The 20,717-nt window shown below is 73.5% G+C and carries 19 protein-coding genes; 9 read left to right on the top strand and 10 right to left on the bottom strand.

Features of this window, described 5'->3' with window-relative positions; translation table 11 throughout:
• Positions 1-7 precede the first annotated feature (7 nt).
• Entirely contained in the window at positions 8-1,303 is a 1,296-nt protein-coding gene (locus tag AB0L74_RS14930; protein WP_365650771.1) for a metallophosphoesterase, read from the top strand.
• Here AB0L74_RS14930 and AB0L74_RS14925 read toward each other — a convergent pair.
• The 8 genes from AB0L74_RS14925 to AB0L74_RS14890 all read right to left on the bottom strand — a co-directional run bounded on the left by AB0L74_RS14925 (position 1,289) and on the right by AB0L74_RS14890 (position 7,507).
• A complete protein-coding gene (locus AB0L74_RS14925; protein ID WP_365650768.1) occupies positions 1,289-2,074 on the bottom strand; it encodes a TetR family transcriptional regulator in 786 nt (261 codons plus the stop codon). The genes AB0L74_RS14930 and AB0L74_RS14925 overlap by 15 nt on opposite strands.
• Before the next feature lie 56 nt (positions 2,075-2,130).
• A complete protein-coding gene (locus tag AB0L74_RS14920; protein WP_365650765.1) occupies positions 2,131-2,541 on the bottom strand; it encodes a VOC family protein in 411 nt (136 codons plus the stop codon).
• A gap of 41 nt (positions 2,542-2,582) precedes the next feature.
• Entirely contained in the window at positions 2,583-3,203 is a 621-nt protein-coding gene (locus AB0L74_RS14915) for a Uma2 family endonuclease (protein WP_365650762.1), read from the bottom strand.
• Between the two features lie 153 nt (positions 3,204-3,356).
• Positions 3,357-4,121 carry a succinate dehydrogenase iron-sulfur subunit gene (locus AB0L74_RS14910; RefSeq protein WP_365650759.1) on the bottom strand — a complete coding sequence of 255 codons (765 nt, stop codon included), beginning with the start codon at positions 4,119-4,121 and terminating at the stop codon, positions 3,357-3,359.
• Positions 4,121-5,875, bottom strand: a complete 1,755-nt coding sequence (gene sdhA, locus AB0L74_RS14905) for a succinate dehydrogenase flavoprotein subunit (RefSeq protein WP_365650756.1) — start codon at positions 5,873-5,875, stop codon at positions 4,121-4,123. Before sdhA ends, AB0L74_RS14910 begins: the two co-directional genes overlap by 1 nt.
• Before the next feature lie 19 nt (positions 5,876-5,894).
• The gene (locus tag AB0L74_RS14900; RefSeq protein WP_365650753.1) at positions 5,895-6,374 is read right to left on the bottom strand and encodes a succinate dehydrogenase hydrophobic membrane anchor subunit; all 480 of its coding nucleotides are present in this window, start codon (positions 6,372-6,374) and stop codon (positions 5,895-5,897) included.
• 5 nt (positions 6,375-6,379) lie between these two features.
• Positions 6,380-6,760, bottom strand: a complete 381-nt coding sequence (sdhC, locus tag AB0L74_RS14895; protein WP_365650750.1) for a succinate dehydrogenase, cytochrome b556 subunit — start codon at positions 6,758-6,760, stop codon at positions 6,380-6,382.
• A gap of 249 nt (positions 6,761-7,009) precedes the next feature.
• Entirely contained in the window at positions 7,010-7,507 is a 498-nt protein-coding gene (locus AB0L74_RS14890; RefSeq protein WP_365651185.1) for a 2-oxo-4-hydroxy-4-carboxy-5-ureidoimidazoline decarboxylase, read from the bottom strand.
• A 260-nt stretch (positions 7,508-7,767) separates the two neighbouring features.
• Between AB0L74_RS14890 and AB0L74_RS14885 the strand changes: the two genes are divergently transcribed.
• The 3 genes from AB0L74_RS14885 to AB0L74_RS14875 all read left to right on the top strand — a co-directional run bounded on the left by AB0L74_RS14885 (position 7,768) and on the right by AB0L74_RS14875 (position 10,686).
• Complete coding sequence (locus AB0L74_RS14885) at positions 7,768-9,330, top strand: glycoside hydrolase family 20 protein (protein WP_365651183.1); 1,563 nt, start codon at positions 7,768-7,770, stop codon at positions 9,328-9,330.
• Between the two features lie 184 nt (positions 9,331-9,514).
• Positions 9,515-10,105, top strand: coding sequence for a hypothetical protein (locus AB0L74_RS14880; protein ID WP_365650747.1), 591 nt, complete (start codon positions 9,515-9,517; stop codon positions 10,103-10,105).
• 176 nt (positions 10,106-10,281) lie between these two features.
• Positions 10,282-10,686, top strand: a complete 405-nt coding sequence (locus AB0L74_RS14875) for a hypothetical protein (RefSeq protein WP_365650744.1) — start codon at positions 10,282-10,284, stop codon at positions 10,684-10,686.
• 73 nt (positions 10,687-10,759) lie between these two features.
• Here AB0L74_RS14875 and AB0L74_RS14870 read toward each other — a convergent pair whose 3' ends face one another.
• A complete protein-coding gene (locus AB0L74_RS14870; protein ID WP_365650741.1) occupies positions 10,760-13,387 on the bottom strand; it encodes an N-acetylmuramoyl-L-alanine amidase in 2,628 nt (875 codons plus the stop codon).
• Positions 13,388-13,710: 323 nt separating this feature from the next.
• On the opposite strand from AB0L74_RS14870, the gene AB0L74_RS14865 reads away from it, so the two are divergent.
• From AB0L74_RS14865 to AB0L74_RS14850, 4 genes are all read left to right on the top strand, one after another.
• Positions 13,711-14,325: an RNA polymerase sigma factor gene (locus tag AB0L74_RS14865; protein ID WP_365650739.1), complete on the top strand. Its 615-nt coding sequence runs from the start codon at positions 13,711-13,713 to the stop codon at positions 14,323-14,325.
• Positions 14,322-15,305 carry a hypothetical protein gene (locus AB0L74_RS14860; RefSeq protein ID WP_365650736.1) on the top strand — a complete coding sequence of 328 codons (984 nt, stop codon included), beginning with the start codon at positions 14,322-14,324 and terminating at the stop codon, positions 15,303-15,305. The genes AB0L74_RS14865 and AB0L74_RS14860 overlap by 4 nt, the downstream gene beginning before the upstream one ends.
• Positions 15,306-15,761: 456 nt before the next feature.
• Complete coding sequence (locus AB0L74_RS14855) at positions 15,762-16,424, top strand: RNA polymerase sigma factor (protein ID WP_365650733.1); 663 nt, start codon at positions 15,762-15,764, stop codon at positions 16,422-16,424.
• The gene (locus AB0L74_RS14850) at positions 16,424-17,545 is read left to right on the top strand and encodes a hypothetical protein (protein ID WP_365650731.1); all 1,122 of its coding nucleotides are present in this window, start codon (positions 16,424-16,426) and stop codon (positions 17,543-17,545) included. The genes AB0L74_RS14855 and AB0L74_RS14850 overlap by 1 nt, the downstream gene beginning before the upstream one ends.
• 256 nt (positions 17,546-17,801) lie before the next feature.
• Here the strand turns inward: AB0L74_RS14850 and AB0L74_RS14845 are convergent, their stop codons facing one another.
• Positions 17,802-18,743 (bottom strand): L,D-transpeptidase family protein, encoded by a 942-nt coding sequence (locus tag AB0L74_RS14845; protein ID WP_365650729.1) that lies wholly within the window; start codon positions 18,741-18,743, stop codon positions 17,802-17,804.
• A 299-nt stretch (positions 18,744-19,042) separates the two neighbouring features.
• Between AB0L74_RS14845 and AB0L74_RS14840 the strand changes: the two genes are divergently transcribed.
• Complete coding sequence (locus AB0L74_RS14840) at positions 19,043-20,623, top strand: methylmalonyl-CoA mutase family protein (protein WP_365650726.1); 1,581 nt, start codon at positions 19,043-19,045, stop codon at positions 20,621-20,623.
• Positions 20,624-20,717 lie beyond the last annotated feature (94 nt).

Genomic DNA, 20,717 nt, shown 5'->3' with positions numbered 1-20,717 from the left:
GGACGGCATGGTGGTCGTCTTCGCGCTCGTCGCACTGCTGGTGCTCGCCGTCCTGGTGACGGCGAACTGGTATGTGTGGCGGCGCCTGTTCCACGACACGACCCGGGGCCCGGGGGCCGCGCGCCGCGCGGGCGCGGTGCTGATCGCGGGCGGCTGGGCGCTCGCCGTGGGCGCGCTGGTCGCCGAGCGCACCGGTGCGCCCTTCACCCTCCAGCGGGTGCTGGCCTGGCCCGGCTTCCTGTGGCTCGCCCTGTCGATCTACCTGCTGCTGGCGCTGCTGGCGGGGGAGGCCGTACGGCCGCTGCTGCGACGCCTCCTGGAGCGGCGGGCCGCCGCCCGGGCGGACGCGGACGCGGTGCGGCCGGCGGCTCCGGAGCGCGTGCCGGCCGCGACCGCACCGCCCGCCGTCCCGGAGCGTCCCGCCGCCCCGGAGCCGCCCGCCGTGCCCGACGGCGTCCTCGCGGGCCCTCTCGCCGGCCCCACCCGCCGCCTCTTCGTCTCCCGGGTGGTCGGCGGCACCGCCGCCGCGGCGGCGGTGGGGACGGTCGGCTACGGCACCTACGGCGTGCTGCGCGGCCCGCGGGTCAAACGCGTCACGGTGCCGCTGGCCAAGCTGCCCCGCGCGGCGCACGGTTTCCGCATCGCCGTGGTCAGCGACATCCACCTGGGCCCGGTGCTCGGCCGGGGCTTCGCCCAGAAGGTCGTCGACACGGTCAACTCCACCCAGGCCGACCTGATCGCGGTCGTCGGGGACCTCGTCGACGGCAGCGTCAAGGACCTCGGCCCGGCCGCGGCGCCCCTCGCGCGGCTCAGCGCCCGCCACGGGGCGTTCTTCGTCACCGGCAACCACGAGTACTTCTCCGGCGCCGAGCAGTGGGTCGAGGAGGTACGGCGCCTGGGCCTGCGTCCCCTGGAGAACGCCCGCACGGAACTGCCCCACTTCGACCTCGCGGGCGTCAACGACGTGGCGGGCGAGGACGAGGGCCAGGGCCCCGACTACGCCCGCGCCCTCGGCGACCGGGACCGCTCCCGCGCGTGCGTGCTGCTCGCCCACCAGCCGGTGCAGATCCACGACGCGGTCCGGCACGGCGTCGACCTCCAGCTCTCGGGGCACACCCACGGCGGCCAGCTGTGGCCCGGCAGCCTGCTCGCGGGCGCCGCCAACCCGACCGTGGCGGGCCTGGAGCGCTACGGCGACACCCAGCTCTACGTCAGCCGCGGCGCCGGGGCCTGGGGCCCGCCCACGCGGGTGGGGGCGCCCTCGGACATCACGGTGATCGAACTGGCCTCACGGCAGGCGTGAGGGAGGGCCGGCGGGGCCTTCCGGCTCCGCCGCGCGCACCGGGCGCTGCCCGGCGGGATCCGGCAGCGCCTTCGCCATCCCCGGCAGGAAGTCCGTGAACAGCTCGTGCACCTCGCGCACGAGCGGGCGCAGCACCCGGAAGCGGGCCAGTGCCACGCCCCGGGCGGTCAGCCGGGCGCCGCGCTCGGCCAGCCGGTAGCTGCGCGCGCGGCCCTCGGTCCGGTCGAAGATCCAGTACAGGCAGAGCCCCATCTGCGACAGCCACATCAGCTCGGGCAGGATGTCCCGCAGTTCCCCGGGCACCTTGGTCTTCGTCCCGGCCAGCACCGCCCGGTGGACGCCGATGGCCTCCACGCGCGCGTGCTCCGACTCCGGGGAGAACGGGCTGAGCGGGCTGTCGGGGTCGGCGGCGTTCTTGAAGAACTGCACCGCGAACTCGTGGTACGGCGCGGCGATGTCCAGCCATGCCTTCAGCACGCCCGCCAGCCGCGCCTCCAGGTCGGTCTCCCGGGCCAGGACCTCCCGGACCGCCGCGTGGTGCTCGGCGGCGATCCGGTCGTAGAAGCCCTGGATCAGGTACTCCTTGCCCGCGAAGTAGTAGTAGGCGTTGCCGACGGAGACCCCGGCCTCCTGGGCGATGGCCCGCATCGTCGTCCGGTCGTAGCCGCGTTCCCGGAACAGCCGCATGGCCGTCTCCAGGATGAGCGCGCGGGTCTGCTCGGACTTGCTGGGGGCGGCGCCGGAGTCCGGGCCGTCGTTCTTCGGGGGCACGGAGAGAGAGCCTAACCAGTGGCGCGGGCGCCGCCGCCACGGCCCGGTGCGGTGTATCACGGCCGCCGGCTCAGCTCCGGTCGTTTGCCGTAGTCCGTGAGCCCGATCACGTTCCCCCAGGGGTCGGCGAACTCGACGGTCCAGCCGGTGGCGACGGGGAACGGTTCGTCGAGCGGGGGGATGCCCGCCCGGTGCAGGGCCTCGGCGGCGGTTCGGGCGTCGGGCACCTCCAGCCAGACGCGGGGCGAGGGCCACAGGGGCGGGCGCTGCCCGAACTCCTCCTCGGCCCGCAGCAGCAGGCCGGGCGTCTCGCCGCCCACCTTCAGCAGGGCGATCCCGGCCTCGTCGAGCCGGAAGGCCACCGGGAACCCGGCGCGCTCGTAGAACGCCACGGCCTGGCCGAGATCCCCGACGGGCAGCAGTACGTTGTCGAAACCGAGCAGTTCGTACGACTCGTCATCTGACATATCGTCAGCGTAGGCGGGGCGTCATCCGGATCCGGTGATTATCACTCCCGGTCGGGCGCCTGCTTCCGCCGTCCGGCCTCAAGGACCCCGGTCACATCCAGCGTGACCTCGGCGCCGAGCGAGGCGGGGAGGACGACCCGCTCGCCGGGGGAGTGGACGCGGTGGGCGGCGTAGTCGCGCCCGGCCGGGCCGGTGAGGACGTGCAGGCGCCGGTGCTCGCGGTCGACGATCACGTACACCGGGACCTTGGCCTCGGCGTAGGCGGCGACCTTGGTGCGCAGGTCGCTCCGGAAGTTGCTGGAGGTCACCTCCAGGACGAGACGGAAGCAGACCGGGTCGTAGCAGTTGTTCTCGATGAGGTGGTCGTCGATGTCGGCGTCCACCACGGCCAGGTCCGGAATGACGTAGTCCTCCGAGCCGGTGGGCAGCCAGAGGCCGACGCCCTGGAGGACCTCGGTAGGGCCGTCGTCCAGCCCCGCTGCGATGAAGGGGCGCATGAGCTTGGTCAGGGCACGCGCGTGCGGGCCGTCCGGCGGCGGGGACGCGAGGAGCTGGCCTCCGATGATCTCGACGCGGTAGCCCGGAAGGCGGTCCATGAGACGGTTCGCCTCCGCGATCAGCGGACTGTCTTCGTAGGACCGCTCGACGGATGCTGCGGCCATCGCGTGCCTCCCGTGGGCTGGTGTCGAGACCATCATCGTAGGCCGGAAGGGCCTCCCGGAGCGGTCCGCGCGTCCTTCACTCGATGGTGTGGCATATGCCAGAGGGCCCCGTTCCAGCGGAACCGGGCCCTCGGGGACGTACGCGAGCGGAGCTCAGAAGCGGCGCGTGATCAGCGCCCGCTTCACCTCCGCGATCGCCTTGGTGACCTCGATACCGCGCGGGCAGGCGTCCGTGCAGTTGAAGGTCGTGCGGCAGCGCCACACGCCGTCGCGGTCGTTGAGGATCTCCAGGCGCTGCTCGCCGGCCTCGTCACGCGAGTCGAAGATGAAGCGGTGCGCGTTGACGATGGCGGCCGGGCCGAAGTACTGGCCGTCGTTCCAGAAGACCGGGCAGGACGTGGTGCAGGCCGCGCACAGGATGCACTTCGTGGTGTCGTCGAAGCGCTCGCGGTCCTCCGCGGACTGGAGCCGCTCGCGGGTCGGCTCGTTGGTGTCCTTCGTGATCAGGAAGGGCATCACGTCCCGGTACGCCTGGAAGAACGGCTCCATGTCGACCACGAGGTCCTTCAGGACCGTCAGGCCCTTGATGGGCTCGACCGTGATCGGCTTCTCGGGGTTGATGTCCTTGATCAGCGTCTTGCAGGCCAGACGGTTCTTGCCGTTGATCCGCATGGCGTCCGAACCGCAGATGCCGTGGGCGCAGGAGCGGCGGAAGGTGAGCGAGCCGTCCAGCTCCCACTTGATCTTGTGGAGGCCGTCGAGGACGCGCTCCTTGGGGTCGAGCTCGATCCGGAAGTCCTCCCAGGTCGCCTCGGCCGAGACCTCCGGGTTGAAGCGGCGCACCCGGAAGGTGACGGTGATGTAGGGGGACGCCGCCGTGGCGTCGGCCTCCGCCTTGTCCAGAACAGGGGTAGCCATCAGTACTTACGCTCCATCGGCTGGTAGCGGGTCTGGACGACCGGCTTGTAGTCGAGACGGATGGACTCGGAGCCGTCGTCGCCGACCTCGCGGTACGCCATGGTGTGGCGCATGAAGTTGACGTCGTCGCGGTTCGGGTAGTCCTCGCGGTAGTGACCGCCGCGGGACTCCTTGCGGGCGAGTGCCGAGACGGCCATGACCTCGGCCAGGTCGAGCAGGTTGCCCAGCTCGATGGCCTCCAGCAGGTCGGTGTTGAACCGCTTGCCCTTGTCCTGGATCGCCACGTTCTTGTAGCGCTCCCTGAGCTCGGCGATCTTCTCGACCGCCGTCTTGATCGTCTGCTCGGTGCGGAACACCATGACGTTGGCGTCCATGGTCTCCTGGAGCTCGCGGCGCAGCTCCGCCACCCGCTCGTTGCCGGTGGAGGTGCGCAGCCGCTCGATCTGCTCGGCGACGAACGCCTCCGGGGCCTCGGGCAGCTCGACGAAGTCCGCCGCCTGGGAGTACTCCGCCGCGGCGATGCCGGCCCGCTTGCCGAAGACGTTGATGTCCAGCAGCGAGTTGGTGCCGAGGCGGTTGGCGCCGTGCACGGAGACACAGGCGACCTCGCCGGCCGCGTACAGGCCCGGGACGACGGTGGTGTTGTCCGCCAGGACCTCGCCCATGACGTTGGTCGGGATGCCGCCCATGGCGTAGTGCGCGGTCGGCTGGATCGGGATCGGGTCCGTGTAGGGCTCGATGCCGAGGTAGGTCCGGGCGAACTCGGTGATGTCCGGGAGCTTGGCGTCCAGCTGCTCCGGCGGCAGGTGGGTCAGGTCCAGGTAGACGTGGTCGCCCTCGGGACCGCAGCCGCGGCCCTCGCGGATCTCCGTGTAGATGGAGCGGGAGACGACGTCACGGGAGGCGAGGTCCTTCATGACCGGCGCGTACTTCTCCATGAAGCGCTCGCCGTCCTTGTTGCGCAGGATGCCGCCCTCACCGCGGGCGCCCTCGGTGAGCAGGATGCCCATGCGCCAGATGCCGGTCGGGTGGAACTGGAAGAACTCCATGTCCTCCAGCGGGATGCCCCGGCGGTAGACGGCGGCCTGGCCGTCACCGGTGAGGGTGTGCGCGTTGGAGGTGACCTTGAAGAACTTGCCGCAGCCGCCGGAGGCGTAGATCACGGCCTTCGCCTGGAAGACGTGGATCTCGCCGGTGGCCAGCTCGTAGGCCACGACTCCGGCGGAGCGCTTGACGCCGTCGACCTCGGTGATCAGCTGGTCCAGGACGTAGAACTCGTTGAAGAACTCCACGCCCTCCTTGACGCAGTTCTGGTACAGCGTCTGGAGGATCATGTGGCCGGTGCGGTCGGCCGCGTAGCAGGAGCGGCGGACGGGGGCCTCGCCGTGGTTGCGGGAGTGGCCGCCGAAGCGGCGCTGGTCGATGGTGCCGTTCGGGGTCCGGTTGAACGGCAGGCCCATCTTCTCCAGGTCGAGGACGGAGTCGATGGCCTCCTTCGCCAGGATCTCCGCGGCGTCCTGGTCGACCAGGTAGTCACCGCCCTTGACCGTGTCGAAGGTGTGCCACTCCCAGTTGTCCTCCTCCACGTTGGCGAGCGCGGCGGCCATGCCGCCCTGCGCGGCGCCCGTGTGGGAGCGGGTGGGGTAGAGCTTCGTCAGGACGGCCGTGCGGCTGCGCTTGGTCGCCTCGATGGCGGCCCGCATACCGGCGCCACCGGCGCCGACGATGACGGTGTCGTACTTGTGGATCTTCATGATTCTCGCAGCCCCGTGCCTAGCGGATGTTCGGGTCGAAGGTGAAGATCACCAGCGTGCCCAGCAGGATGGTGAACACCGTGGCGGTGTAGAGCAGGCCCTTGAGCCAGAGCCGGGTGTTCGCGCGCTCCGCGTAGTCGTTGATGACCGTGCGCAGGCCGTTGGCGCCGTGCAGCATCGCCAGCCACAGCATCAGCAGGTCCCAGACCTGCCAGAACGGGGACGCCCAGCGGCCGGCCACGAAGGCGAAGCCGATCTTGGAGACGCCGCCGTCCAGCACGAGCTGGATCAGCAGGTGGCCGATGACCAGGACGACCAGCACCACGCCGGACAGGCGCATGAACAGCCAGGCGGCCATCTCGAAGTTGCCCCGGGTCGACCTCGGGGTCTTCTTGGTGCGCTTGCGCGGGGCCTCGATGAGCGGCGCCGGGTTGTCGACGTTGTACGCGGCGCCCTCGACGGGGCCGATCCCGGACGCGGCGGTTTCAGTGGTGGACATGGGCGTCAGCTCCCGAACAGTTCACGAGCGGCGTGGCCGAGGACGGGGTAGATCGCCCCGAGCATCAGCACGACCCACAGCACGACGACGGTCCAGAGCATGTGCTTCTGGTACCGGGCGCCCTTGATCCAGAAGTCGACGGCGATGACGCGCAGACCGTTGAGCGCGTGGAAGAGGATGGCGGCGACGAGGCCGTACTCCAGCAGCGCGACGATGGGCGTCTTGTACGTGGCCACGACCTTGTCGTAGGCCTCGGGGGACACACGGACGAGTGCGGTGTCCAGCACGTGAACGAACAGGAAGAAGAAAATGAGGACGCCGGTGACTCGGTGAGCCACCCAGGACCACATTCCTTCCCGGCCGCGGTACAGCGTTCCAGCCGGCACGGAAGTTTCCTCCGGGAGCGGGGATTGGGGCCGCGCCGGCTTCTCTGTCGGTCGGGCCCGGCCGGGTACGGTCCACCGGCCCCCAGCATCGTAGCGACGTGTGCCTGTGGCGCTGACAGCGGGCCTGCCAGTGTGATCAAACTTGCACTCAAAGGTGCACGGACGGGTGACCGGTGGGCGGCATCTGGGCCGGGGTGTCCCGTTATCTGCCGGGTGCCGGGGCGATCCGGCCGTCCGCGCCGGGCTCCGTCAGCGCCCCGCCCGCCCCAGGCGCGTCCGCAGCCGCCCCTTCGCCAGGCGCCTGAGCTCGTCGGCCGCCACCAGCCGCTCCTCCTCGGGATCGTTGGCCAATCGTGACCGGATGCCTTCGAGGACATGGTCCAGGGCCTCGTGGGCGGCGAGATCGTCCACGCAGATGACGAACGTATGACCGAATCTGCTCTCGTATGCCGCGTTGGCGGCACCGAGCGCCGTGTGGGCGGGGGTGTACGCCCCTTCCGGCAGCGCGGGCAGCGTCTCGGCGGCCAGCGCCGCGGTGAGGGCCTCGGGCGCCAGGTCGTACGTCGCCTCGTCCGCCGCCGCCAGCAGGGCGGGCAGGTCGGGATAGGGCCGGTGGGCGGCGACCCGGAGCGCCCAGTCGGGGTGGCGGAGGCAGGTCAGCAGAAGGCGCACCGCGTCCTCGGCGCGGGCGCGGTTGAAGCGCTCCAGCGGGGACGGCGTGCCGCGGGTTTGCTCTGGTACGGGTATGGCGACTCGGCCGGGGAGGTCGGGAAGACGGTGCGCAGGCAGCGTGGGTCCTTGTGGGCGTCACGTGTGTGTCGGCAGGGAGTGCTGTGAGAGATGTGTCATCACGCTATCGAGAATGGTCACGAAGTGTCCGGCAGATACCGCAGATTCACCCGAACAGGAGAGTTTAAGGACGACTGGTGGACGGGTGACGTCCTACGGTGGGCGCCGTGAGTCAGCACAGGCGCCGCACCTCGGCGCACCGGGTGAAACAGCGGGCGGTGATAGCCGGCGCGGCCGTCGCCGCGCTCGGCGCGGGAGTGGGCCTGTGGGCCTCCGGCGGCGACGGCGGCCCGCCGGGCACCGCCGCCGCGCCCACGGGCACCTCCCCGAGCGCGACGCCCAGCCCCACGCGCTCCTACCCCCTGTCCAGCGCGCCGCGGACGATCCCCGCCGTCCGCGAGCACACCCCCGAGCGCGGCCCCGGCTGGCGGCCCGCACGCGGCCACCGCGTGGTGGTGAACGACGCCGCCCTCGCCGACGAGGGCCGGCTGGTAGCCGATGAGCTGGGGCTGACGTACGCGGGCGAGAAGGACGACGAGCGCGCCGGTGACCTGCGCCTGGAGGTCAACGAGGGCAAGGGCGCCAACCCGGAGTCGTACACCCTCACCGCGCGCGGCGGGCGGGTGACCGTCAGCGCCCCGGCCGAGGCGGGCGTCTTCTACGGCACCCGCACCCTGAAGCAGGCCGTGCGCGGCGGCACCGCCCCGGAGGGCGTCATACGCGACGAACCGGACAAGCCCCGGCGCGGCTTCATGCTCGACATCGCGCGCAAGCACTTCTCGGCGGACTGGATAGAGGACCGGATCCGCGAGCTCGGCGACCTGAAGTACAACGAGCTCGGCCTGCACTTCTCCGACGACCAGTCCTTCCGTGTCGAGTCCGAGTCCCACCCGGAGATCGTGTCCGAGGACCACCTGACCAAGGCGCAGGTGAAGAAGATCGTCGACCTCGCGGCGAGCCGGCACATCACCGTCGTCCCCGAGATCGACTCGCCCGGCCACCTCGGCGCGGTCATCGCCGCCCACCCCGACCTGCAACTGCGCAACGCCCAGGGCACGGCGGTCCGCGGCGCGGTGGACATCTCGAAGAAGAAGGCCGCCGACATCGTCGACGACCTGCTGAACGAGTACGCCGGCCTCTTCCCCGGCAGCCGGTGGCACCTCGGCGCCGACGAGTACCAGGCGCTGACCGTGTCGGACCCGCAGACGTCCTTCCCGCAGCTGGCCGCCGCCGCGCGGGAGCGGTTCGGCTCCGGCGCGAACGTCGCCGACCTCACCACCGGCTGGCTCAACGACCGCACCGCGACGGTCCGCGCCCACGACCGCACCCCGCGCGCCTGGAACGACGGCTTCTTCCGCAGCGCCTCCGTGCCGGCCTCCGATGACCTGGAGGTCGCCTACTGGACCGGCAAGGAGATCGGCGCCCGGCAGCCGCTGGAGTACCTCCAGGCGGGCCGCAAGGTGATCAACTACAACGACGAGTTCCTCTACTACGTGCTCGGGCAGCCGCAGACCTTCGTCTACCCGACCGGCGAGCGCATCTACGAGCAGTGGACGCCGCGCGTGCTGCGCGGCACCGAGGCCGTCCCGGCGCGGTACGACGACCAGATCCTCGGCGGCAGCTTCGCCGTCTGGTGCGACCTCGCGAACTCCCAGACCCAGGAGCAGGTCGCGGCCGGGATCCGGCTGCCGCTCGCGGCCACGGTCCAGAAGCTGTGGGACCCCGGCGAGCCGGAACTGTCCTGGGCGGAGTTCAAGGCGCTGGCCGACCGGCTGGGCTGACCGGCCCGGACGGTCCCGCTCCCGCCTCCGCCGCGCCGCCACCGGCACGGATCGCCCCGCCCGCCCGCCCCGGCTCCGGGCGAGCGGGTGCCCCTGTGACACTCGCGGGCCGTCGCACGCAGTAGGGGGAAGTGCCGGTGCCGTATCGGCGCGCGGGACCGAGAGGGACGGACGGGGAGGCCGCATGAGCCTGGTGGAACTGATCGCACGGGCCGACGAACGGGCACTGGCCGCGAGCGGACTGGCCTGTGTGGACCGGTGCGTGCCGCTGCTCGGCGGCGAGGACGAGATCCTGCGGCCGCTGTGGGCGGCCCTCGCCGAGGACGGCGGCGGCACCGGGGACGACTGGGCGAAGCGGCTGGAACGGCTGCGCGGCACGCTCGCCGGTCCCGGGGAGCCCCGGGGCGGTGCCGCGGAGGCCGAGGCCGCGCTGCTCGCCCACCGGATGCTGGCCGCCGCCCCGGACCGGCGGTCCGCCGCGGGGATGCGAGTCTGGGCCGACGCCTGCTCGGTCGCCTCGCTCCGGATCCACCGGCTCCTCGAACCCGCGGCGGACGGCCTCGGCGGCGAGCCGTCCGGCGTCGACGCCGGACGCGAGGGAGACACGGAGGGCGTTCCGCCGCTGGTCGCCGCCGAGCTGCGCCGCCAGGTCACCGTCCTGGAACTGCTCACCGGCCACGGGGCGGCGGGGCTGCGCCAGGCGCTGGAGGTCGCGGCGGAGGGCCGCCGGGTGCTGCGCGCGGTGGTCTCGCGCCGGGAGCGCGGGCGCGGCTGACGCCCTCGCCGTCCGCCCGCGCGCCGGGCCCGGGAGAGTGTGGCCGTCCTGCGGTGAGGATTGCGGGAAAGTGGCGGAGGTGGGGCGATCCTGCACCGGTCGGCGGCACCCCCGCGGATCCCGGTGACGAATCACCGGGCGCCGGCGCTCTAGCGGGTGTGACGACTGTGACGACTGTGACCAGTACGACTACGGCGGCGACCCGGCAGGAGGCCAGGCCCCCGGCCGCGGCGAAGCCGGTGCGCTGGGCGGCGGACGCGGTGTCGGCCCTGCGCGAGGGCGCCCGGCTGCGCCTGGACTACTCGGCGCAAAGCCTGTGGCGCGTGGACCGGATGATCGACGGCATCCGGGGCGAGGGGCCGCCGTACGCCGCGGTCCGCACCGTGCTGCGCGGGCTCGGCGCGTACGCCGGGGAGGTGATCGTCCGCCAGACCGGCGCCGAGTGGTGGGCGACCGGCGGCGACCACTGGGTGCGCACCCCGGACGGCCGTCTGTGGGACCCGATCGAGGAGGCCCGGCGCTGCTACACCGGCGACGGGTCGCTGCGGCTGCTGTGCCGGGAGGCGACGGCGGTCCGGTGAGACCGGACCGGCGGGGCCCCGCCACTGGTCGTGGTCGGGGCCCCGGCCGGTCGGCCGCCGAGGAGGTGCCGGGTTACGGCGTCAGCGTCTGGCCCAGCCGGCCGTCCGTGGGCGTGCCCAGCGTGGTCTTGCTCCAGATCACGGACTGCGCGTAGCCCAGCCCGGTGCTGTTGCTCGGGATGTGGTGCACCAGGCCGTCCGTGCCGTCCTCGCCGTCGGCCCCGAAGGTGAGGTCGGCGCGCCCGTACCCGGACAGGTCGGTGAGGGACACCGACGAGCCGACCCGGTCGTCGGTCTCCGTGGAGCCGGCGACGCCGGAGGTGTCCTGCGAGATGGCGACCGAGCCGGTGCCGGTGAGGCCGGACGCGGTGCCCTTGAGCAGGACCACGGCGCCGGAGTTGACGCGGTTGACGCCGTCGCGGCTGACGTCCTCGCCGGTGACGCCGGTGAGGAGGTCCGCGTACCCGTCGGCGTTGTAGTCGCCCATCGACACCGACATGCCGAAGGAGTCGTGGGCCTCGTTGGTGTCGGGGACGCCGGAGGTGTCCTGGTGGATGACCCGCATGCCGGTGGTGGTGAACCCGGTGGAGGTACCGAGGAGCATGGTGATCTGGCCGCCGGAGATGCCGCCGGACTCCTTGGCGACCGGCTGGCCGATGACGATGTCGTCGTAGCCGTTGTTGTTGACGTCGCCCGCGGCGATGGACCGGCCGCCCTTGACGGAGAGGACGCCGGCCAGGGACAGGCCGGTCGCCGAGCCGGCGAAGCGGGCCACGCGGGCGACCCCGGCGTTGTCGCGGTAGTTCAGGGCGACGTCGGCGTAGCCGTCCCGGTTGAAGTCGCCGGTCGCGGCGTCCAGGTAGGCGACCGATCCGGTGGCGGTGGTCAGCCTGCCGTAGGCGGTGGTGCCGCCGGTCAGCTTGACGTTGTAGTTGCCGCCCCGGCCGGTGCCGGCCGAGAACACGTCCGCCTTGCCGTCGCCGTTGAAGTCGCCGACGGTCACGGTCGAGCCGAGCTTGGCGCCGGCCCACGTCACACCCGTGGCGTAGTACGAGAAACCGGTGTTGAGGGCGGGGCCGTACAGCACGGTGACCATGCCGCGGTCGGCGTTGCCGCTGGTGTCGTCCTCACCGGGGGCGCCGATCGCGAGGTCGGCGTAACCGTCGCCGTTGACGTCGCCCCAGGCGGTGGAGGTGCCGAAGGCGTCACCGGACTCGGTGGAGTCGGGGACGCCCGCGCTGTTCTGGGTGATCGTCACCTTGGATCCGGTCACCGGGCCGTCGATGCCGCCGGGGACCACCTTCACCACGTTGCCCACGGGCACGCCCAGGGCCAGGTCGGTGATGCCGTCCCGGTTGACGTCGGAGGTCGGCAGGGCGTGCGAGATGCCCGGGGTCTTCGCCAGCGTGGCGATCCGGGACAGCTTCGGGTAGAGGTTCGCGCCGGGGCAGGCGGTGGCGTTGGTGTCGCGGTGGCCGAAGACCCGCGGCAGCGTGATCGAGGTGCCCTTGTCGACGAGGTTGCCGTCCTGGCCCTTCGGGGTGCCGGAGGTCAGCGTGACCTTGCCGGTCGGATCGATGCCGTACATCCCGAACTTCCACGCCACGATCCGCGCCATCGCGTCGAGCGCGGCACGGCTGGGCTGAACCTTCTCGAAGTTGCCGAGGTAGGAGATGCCGACCGTGTTGGTGTTGAAGCCCACGTCGTGGGCGCCGGTCACCGGCAGGTCCATGCCGCCGCTGCGGCCCTCGAAGATCTGCCCGCACCGGTCGACGACGAAGTTGTAGCCGATGTCGTAGTAGCCGCGGGCGAAGTGCTCCTGCTGGATGGAGCGCATCCGGGCGCGCGACTGGGCGCAGGACAGGGTGTTGTCGCTGTCCGTGCCGGTGTGGTGGATGACGGCGGCCTTGATCTCGGTGCCGTAGCTCGGCGTGCCGTCGTAGTCCGTGGAGGCGCCCCACTCGGCCTGGGTGATGACCGGCGGCTTGACGACCTTGGAAGGCCGGGGCGCCGGGACCGTGGGCGTGGGCGAGGGCGAGGCGGTGGCCGGCGGGGACGTCGGCACCGACGCCGAGGCGGACGGCGAGGCCGGGGCGGACGGCGAGGCGGAGGCCGGGGCGCCGGGCGTCTGCGTGGGCGCCGCCGTCTGCGTCGTCGTGCCCGGTTCCGTGGGCGAGGGCGAGGCGGTCTCCGCGGCGAAGGCGGCCGGCTCCATGGCGCCCTCCGGGTCGGTGCCCGGGTCGAGCAGCTTGACGTCCAGGCCGGCCGGCTGGCCGGCGGCTTCGGTGCCGTCGGCGTGCACGACGCGCACCTCGATGCCGTCGGAGTCCCCGGTCCACAGCGAGGCGGTGCCGCCGCGGGCGGCGGCCCGCTCACCCTCGGCGCCGTCGGCCTGGTTGGGCTCGGTGTCCAGCTCCTGCCAGCCGGACCACTTGCCGGAGGTCAGGTCCCGGGTGCGCACCTGAGGCGTCCCCTTGACCTTCGCGTCGGGATCGTCCCAGGTCAGCAGCACCGCGCTGAACCGTCCGGTCCCCTTCTTGTCGAGGCCCTTGCGGCCCGCTCCCTCGCTCTGGAGCTTCACCGTGCGGATGGTCGGCTTGCGCTCCACCGCCTTGCCGGCCGGCCGCGCGGACGGTTCGGCCACCGCGTACGTGACCACCCCCGCGGTACTCAGGACGACCGCTCCCGTCGTCAGCCACACCCGTCTCTTCAGACCGAGCGGTTTGTACGCATGGGTCCTTCGAGGACTCAACTGCCCACCCCTAGAAACTCATCACGAAGGCACCACAGGACACGGGCGCCACTACAGACAGCGTGACAGCCCGGCCGATCGTCACGGGGACCAGGGTGGGCGCAACCGCCGTCCGCACCGGCCGCGAACGCCCGGCGGACGCGGCCGCAGTGACGTTTCCGCCGGTCCTGACGCTGATCACCGTGGGGACGTGGGCACGACCGGCTCGTGCCGCACGGACGGTGCGGGCTCACCGGAGCTCGCCGCGCACTCGGTACGGACGAGGACGGTACTTGGGCCAGCGAGGGGAACCCCGCCGCGTACAGGCGTACGACGGGGAACTGGGCGCGGCCGTCGCGCGGGCCCAGCAGGGTGACGAGGCCGCCTTCGCGGTCGCCTACCGGCTCGTGCAGCCCGGCCTGCTCGGCTATCTGCGCGGGCTGGTCGGGGACGACGCCGAGGACGTGGCGTCCGACGCGTGGCTGGAGATCGCCCGGGACCTGGGGCGGTTCCGGGGCGACGGGGCCGGTTTCCGCGGCTGGACGGCGACCATCGCCCGGCACCGGGCACTGGACCATCTGCGCCGGCAGCGGGTGCGGCCCCGGCCGGCCGCGCTGGAACAGGACCTGGACCTGCCCGCCCCGCACAGCACCCACGACCAGGCGCTGGAGTCCCTGTCCACCGAGGCCGCCCTCGCACTGGTCCGGGGGCTGCCGCGCGACCAGGCCGAGGCGGTGCTGCTGCGCGTCGTCGTGGGACTCGACGGACCCGCCGCCGCCCGGGTGCTGGGCAAGCGCCCGGGCGCGGTACGCACCGCCGCGTACCGGGGGCTGAAGCGTCTGGCCCGGCAACTGGGCGCCGACGGTGTGACGGACGAGGCTCCGCGGACGCTGGGGGAGTCGACATGACCGGCGGCGGCGAGACACCGGCGGACCGAGCGGGGACGGAAGAGGAGATGGGCGACCAGCGCAGCGACGGTGGGGCCACCGTCCCCCGGCGGGCGCGCTCCGGCCGGGCCCCGGGAAGCGCCGCGGGCCCGGGGCGGCGGTCCGGTCCCGGTGACCCGGCCGGCGCCTCCGGCCTCGTCGAGGCGCTGTTCTCCGCCGCCCTGCGCGAGGACGGCCCGGGTGCCGAAGCCGAGCGGCGGGCCGTGGCCGCCTTCCGGGCCGCGCGGGACGCCGGCGCGCACCGGGCGGTCCGGGCCCGGCGCCGCGACGACTGGCGGCCCCGGCAGCGGCGGCGCGTGGGCCGCCCGCTCAAGGCCGCCCTCTCCGTGCTCCTGGCGGGCCTCACCCTGGGCGGCGCCGCCTACGCCGCGATCGGCGGCGGCCCGGCCGTGGACGGCCGCGGCGACGGCGGGCCCCGGCCGCCCGCCGCGACGGCTCCCGCGGACCGGCCGGCCTCCCGGCCCGCCGCGCCGCCCGCCGGGGGCCCCGCCGTGCCCGACCGCGCGGCGGGCGCCGGGGACGCCATGGACCCCGCGGCCGACTGCCGTGCCTACCACCGGACCGAGGATCGCGGCGAGCCCCAGGAGGCCGCGGTGCCGCGGCGGTTGGCCGCGGCGGCGGGCGGCGGGCGGCGGATCGCCGCGTACTGCGTCCGGCAGGACGACCGGCCCGGGTCCCCGAGGGAGGACCACCCGGCCGGGCAGCCCGTGCGGGACCGGGCACGGGACAGCGGCGCCGGCGACTCCGGCGGTCCCGGCGACCCCGGCGGTCCCGGCAATCCCGGCGACGCGGGCGGCTCGGGTGCGTCCGGCGGGCCCGCCGGCCCGGCCGGTTCCGGCGGCTCGGGTGGCTCAGGGAGCGCCGGGAACGCCGCGGGCTCCGCTGACCGGAGCGGCGCGGGCGGCGGACGGACACCGGACCGGCGCGACGGCGGCGGCTGACCGGGGCGCCGGCTCGGGGAAGGTCGTGCGAAGCGGCCGGCGCGCTGGTCGCGCGGTTGGTCACGGAGCCGGGCGGGGCCGTGCGTAAGACCAGGTCAAGCCGGGAAACGAGCGAGACGGCCGGGACCGCCACCCCCCACAGGAGAGGCCCCGGCCGTCACGCGGTCCGGGCCGCGGGGCGGCCCGTACTTCCTTCAGCGCCGGGACTGCGGTTTGCGTCACACCCGCGCCCCACCTGCCGTGTCACGGCTTAGTTGCATCTTGCACGACATCTCACCCGGACATGGACGAGCGGTGGTTGAAGACGTAACGTGCGTTTCGCGCCGGACCGCGGAGGGCTGGGCCCCCGCGTCACACCTGCGGTAGACCACCGCAACCACCATGTCAGGAACCACGACGGCCAGAGCCCGGGCCGCGAGAGCGGCGCCGGATCAGGCGCAAAGAGAGGCGCGCGCGGTGCTGGGGGACGACGCGGAGCTGACCGCCGCGGTGCGCGCGGCGCAGGACGGGGACGAAGGCGCGTTCCGGACTGTGTACCGCGCGGTGCACCCGCGGCTGCTCGGCTACATACGCACACTGGTCGGCGAGCCGGACGCCGAGGACGTCGCGTCCGAGGCGTGGTTGCAGATCGCCCGTGACCTGGAGCGCTTCAGCGGGGACGCGGACCGCTTCCGCGGCTGGGCCGCCCGGATCGCCCGCAACCGCGCGCTCGACCACATCCGCATGCGGGGGCGCCGGCCCGCCATCGCCGGTGACGAGACGGAACTGACCGGCAGACCCGCCGAGTCCGACACCGCGGGCGAGGCGATCGAGGCCCTCACCACCGACAGCACCCTCTCCCTCATCGCCCGGCTGCCGCAGGACCAGGCGGAGGCCGTGGTGCTGCGCGTGGTGGTGGGCCTGGACGCCAAGAGCGCCGCCGAGACGCTGGGCAAGCGGCCGGGCGCCGTCCGCACGGCGGCGCACCGCGGGCTCAAGCGCCTGGCCGAACTGCTCGGCGGCGATCCGGAATCCACCGGCGTGCTCGGCGCCCTGCCCGCGCCCCGAGAACCACTGGGCCGCAAGGTGACGTCCGCGACTGTGACGCATACGTCCGCGCGGACGCAGAAGGACATGTGATGGCCGACGAGCAGGACAAGTGGCTGGACCGCGAAACGGCGGAACGCCTGCTGCGCGGAGAGCCGCTCGACCCTGTCGACCCCAGCGCCCGCGAGCGGGCCGAACGGCTCGCCGCCGCCCTGCGCGCGCTCGCCGCGCCCTGCCCGCCGCCCGGCGGGCAACTGCCCGGCGAGGCCGCCGCGCTGGCCGCCTTCCGCGCGGCGCACGCCGACGGGACGGCCGCCTCCGGTACCGGAAGCGGAACCGCTCCCGCGGACCCCGCCGCCACCGGCGGTCGCGGCGCCCGCCCGCCCCGCCGGGTCCGCCCGCTGCGCCTGACGCTCGCCGCCGTACTGGCCGCGGGCATGGTCGGCGGAGTGGCGGTGGCCGCCGGGACCGGGACCCTGCCCGCACCGTTCGGCGGCGGCGCGCCCGCCCCCGCCGCCTCCGCGCCGGCCGCCGCGACCCCCGGCCGCCCGCTGGTGTCCCCCTCCCCGCGGGACCGGACCTGGGGCGAGCCCCGGCCGGACGGCACCCCGGCCGGTCCGGCCGGCCTGGGCGCCGCGCGGAAGGACGCGAAGGCGGACACCGGCGAGGAGGAGGACGGGAAGCGGGGCGGTACGGAGGAGAAGGAGAGCGGCGAGGAGACGGGCGCGGCGTCCGGTTCCGGTGACCGCTCCAGTTCCGATTCCGATTCCGGTTCCGGCGAGGCGCGGGGCGGTGCGGGCGGCGGGCAGCGGTCCGTTCTCGCCCGGGCCTGCCGGGACCTGCGCGCCGGAGAGGTCCTCGGCGCGGCGGGCCGGCGGGCGCTGGAGCGCGCGGCCGGCGGGGCCGCGCGCGTGCCCGCGTACTGCGAGGACGTCCTGGCCGGTTCCGGTGGCCGGGACGGCGGCGCCGCGGGGAAGGGCGGGAACGGCGCGGCCCCGGGGGCCGGGCAGGGGAACGCGGGCGGGCGGAACGACGGCGGCACGTCCGACGGCGAGGGCGACGCCGCGGTGAAGAAGGACGGGAACGGCAGCGGCGGCCGGGGCGGCGACACCCCGTCGGCCGACGGCGCCGCCCGCCAGAGCGCCGCCGTCCGCACGGGGCCGGTCCGCGCGGCCCTCCCGGCGGCGAGACCGGCGGACGCGCCCCGGCCGTAGCCCCGCCGGGCGCCCCTGCGAAAGTTGTGTGACAGACCCCTGTGACCTGCGGTTTCGTGGGCGGTGGGATTTTTTTGGCCGCGGGGTGTGACATTTTCGGCCGCAGTGACGCAGTACTGAGTGAGCCGACTGGTCATCGGCTGTCGCACCGAGCCGGGGTTCCCCCCGTACCCGCGGCTCGTGCATCGGCGCGGACGGGACACGTTCCCCCGGTCCCGTCCGCGCCCTCATCGCCCCGGCCGCCCGGCGGCCGCCCTCACCGGTACACGACGACCTTGTCGCCGTTGCGCACCTGCCGGTACAGCTCCGCGATCGCCGCCTCGTCCCGGACGTTGACGCAGCCGTGCGAGGCGCCGGCGTAGCCCCGGGCCGCGAAGTCGGCCGAGTAGTGCACGGCCTGGCCGCCGCTGAAGAACATCGCGTACGGCATGGGCGTGTCGTACAGGGTCGACCAGTGGTGCCGGGACTTCCAGTAGACCTGGAAGACGCCCTCCCGGGTCGGGGCCGCATCGGAGCCGAAGCGGACGGGCAGCGTCGTCACCGTCCGGCCGTCGATCATCCAGCGCAGCGTCCGGCTGGACTTGCTGACGCACAGGACCCGGCCGGTCAGGCAGCGCGCGTCGGGCGCGGCGGCCGGTTGCCCGCCCATGAGGTACAGGTCCCACCAGCCCGGTTCGCGCGTCATCCCCAGCAGCCGCTGCCAGGTGACGGTGTCGGTCCTGCCGGTGGGGGGAAGTCCGCGCTTGCCCTGGAAGCCGCGTACCGCGCGCTCGGTGAGGTCGTCGTACGTCCCGGTCGGCCCGTCGAACAGCCACTCGATCTGGCGCAGGCGTGCCTGGAGTTCGCGGACGTCCCGCCCGGTGTCGCCCCGGGACCACAGGACGGGGGCCGCAGGGGGCACGGGCGGCGCGCTCGGCCGGCGGCCGGGGGACGGCCGGTCGTCGGACGGCGGCTGGGACGGGGCCGGCGGCTGGGGCCGGGAGGGCTGTGGCGGCTGTGACGGCCGCGGCGCCTGTGGCGGCTGCGACGGCTGCGGTGCCGGCGGGGCGCCGGAGACGTCGATGCGCACCGGTGCGCGCTGCTGCCCGTCCGCGCCCGCCGGCTGCACGGTGCAGCCGCACACCGCCACCAGGGCCGCCGCCGCGGCGGCGGCCACCCTGCCCGCGCCCGTTCCCGTGCCCTGTCCCGTTCCCCGCATCACGGCCCCCCGCCGTCTCGGCGACGCGTCCGGGCAGTCGTCCCCGCCGGACGTTCCCTGGAGATGTTCCCCTGAGATGTTCCCCGCGGATGACGGATCGTGAACAGGGCGGCATGGTGGTGTGACGGGGGACGCGGCGTGCGGTTGTGAGCAAGGTCCCAGCCCTTACCTCTGCACCCGGCGGGCGGGTCACCGCTACAGTCCGATCAAGAGATGGGCTGTACTGGCGAGTAACCGGCGTGAGCCGGCGAGTAGACGACGAGTAACTCGATTCTTTGCTCAGCGGGAGGCAACGCACCATGGCGCGCGAGTCTGAGTCCGGACTGCCCATCGAACCGGTCTACGGACCCGGCGCCCTGGCCGGCTGGGACCCGGCCGGAAAGCTGGGTGAGCCCGGGGCGTACCCCTTCACACGCGGCGTGTACCCGACGATGTACACCGGCCGCCCCTGGACGATGCGCCAGTACGCCGGGTTCGGCACGGCGGTGGAGTCCAACGCCCGCTACAAGCAGCTCATCGCCAACGGCACCATGGGCCTGTCGGTCGCCTTCGACCTGCCCACCCAGATGGGCCACGACTCCGACGCGCCGATCGCGCACGGCGAGGTCGGCAAGGTCGGCGTCGCCATCGACTCGATCGACGACATGCGGGTGCTGTTCGACGGCATCCCGCTGGACAAGGTGTCCACGTCGATGACGATCAACGCCCCGGCCGCCCTGCTGCTCCTGCTCTACCAACTGGTCGCCGAGGAACAGGGCGTCAGCGCCGACCGGCTGACGGGCACCATCCAGAACGACGTGCTGAAGGAGTACATCGCGCGCGGGACGTACATCTTCCCGCCCAAGCCGTCGCTGCGCCTGATCGCGGACATCTTCAAGTACTGCAAGGCCGAGATCCCGAAGTGGAACACCATCTCGATCTCCGGCTACCACATGGCCGAGGCGGGCGCCTCCCCCGCGCAGGAGATCGCCTTCACCCTCGCCGACGGCATCGAGTACGTCCGCACCGCGGTCGCGGCCGGCATGGACGTCGACGACTTCGCCCCGCGCCTGTCCTTCTTCTTCGTCGCCCGCACGACGATCCTGGAGGAGGTCGCCAAGTTCCGTGCCGCGCGCCGGATCTGGGCGCGGGTGATGAAGGAGGAGTTCGGCGCCGAGAACCCCAAGTCGATGATGCTGCGCTTCCACACGCAGACGGCCGGGGTGCAGCTGACGGCGCAGCAGCCGGAGGTCAACCTGGTCCGGGTCGCCGTCCAGGGCCTGGCGGCGGTGCTCGGCGGTACCCAGTCGCTGCACACCAACTCCTTCGACGAGGCCATCGCGCTGCCCACCGACAAGTCCGCCCGGCTCGCCCTGCGCACGCAGCAGGTCCTGGCCTACGAGACGGACGTGACCGCGACGGTCGACCCCTTCGCGGGCTCCTACGTCATCGAGAAGATGACCGACGACGTCGAGGCCGCGACGCTGGAGCTGATGCGGAAGGTCGAGGACCTCGGCGGCGCGGTCAACGCCATCGAGCACGGCTTCCAGAAGAACGAGATCGAGCGCAGCGCCTACCGCATCGCCCAGGAGACCGACGCCGGGGAGCGGGTCGTGGTCGGCGTCAACCGCTTCCAGCTCGACGAGGAGGAGCCGTACGAGCCGCTGCGCGTCGACCCCGCCATCGAGGCGCAGCAGGCCGAGCGCCTGGCCAGGCTGCGCGCCGAGCGGGACCAGCAGGCCGTGGACTCGGCCCTCGCCGCGCTGAAGAAGGCCGCCGAGGGGGACGACAACGTCCTGTACCCGATGAAGGACGCGCTGCGGGCGCGGGCCACGGTGGGCGAGGTGTGCAACGCGCTGCGGGAGGTGTGGGGGACCTACGTGCCGTCGGACGCCTTCTGACGCCTTCCGCCCGGCCGGCCACCACCTCGCAGGGGTGACCCCGGGCGCGGAGCCCGCCGCCGGTTTCCCGGCGGCGGAAAACGCCGGGGCGGGA

It is taken from the genome of Streptomyces sp. NPDC052020, assembly GCF_040680575.1.
In the GTDB taxonomy this organism is placed as follows: domain Bacteria; phylum Actinomycetota; class Actinomycetes; order Streptomycetales; family Streptomycetaceae; genus Streptomyces.
The sequence above is the reverse complement of the archived record's forward strand: the minus strand, read 5'-3'. Positions and strand labels throughout refer to the sequence as shown.

Excerpts from the sequence above, each read along its gene's own strand:
- AB0L74_RS14920 (WP_365650765.1), bottom strand. The coding sequence starts at position 2,541 with ATGTCAGATGACGAGTCGTACGAACTGCTCGGTTTCGACAACGTACTG.
- AB0L74_RS14910 (WP_365650759.1), bottom strand. The coding sequence starts at position 4,121 with ATGGCTACCCCTGTTCTGGACAAGGCGGAGGCCGACGCCACGGCGGCG.
- AB0L74_RS14880 (WP_365650747.1), top strand. The coding sequence starts at position 9,515 with ATGAGCCTGGTGGAACTGATCGCACGGGCCGACGAACGGGCACTGGCC.
- sdhA (WP_365650756.1), bottom strand. The coding sequence starts at position 5,875 with ATGAAGATCCACAAGTACGACACCGTCATCGTCGGCGCCGGTGGCGCC.
- AB0L74_RS14860 (WP_365650736.1), top strand. The coding sequence starts at position 14,322 with ATGACCGGCGGCGGCGAGACACCGGCGGACCGAGCGGGGACGGAAGAG.
- AB0L74_RS14900 (WP_365650753.1), bottom strand. The coding sequence starts at position 6,374 with ATGTCCACCACTGAAACCGCCGCGTCCGGGATCGGCCCCGTCGAGGGC.
- AB0L74_RS14845 (WP_365650729.1), bottom strand. The coding sequence starts at position 18,743 with ATGCGGGGAACGGGACAGGGCACGGGAACGGGCGCGGGCAGGGTGGCC.
- AB0L74_RS14840 (WP_365650726.1), top strand. The coding sequence starts at position 19,043 with ATGGCGCGCGAGTCTGAGTCCGGACTGCCCATCGAACCGGTCTACGGA.
- AB0L74_RS14850 (WP_365650731.1), top strand. The coding sequence starts at position 16,424 with ATGGCCGACGAGCAGGACAAGTGGCTGGACCGCGAAACGGCGGAACGC.
- AB0L74_RS14915 (WP_365650762.1), bottom strand. The coding sequence starts at position 3,203 with ATGGCCGCAGCATCCGTCGAGCGGTCCTACGAAGACAGTCCGCTGATC.
- AB0L74_RS14930 (WP_365650771.1), top strand. The coding sequence starts at position 8 with ATGGTGGTCGTCTTCGCGCTCGTCGCACTGCTGGTGCTCGCCGTCCTG.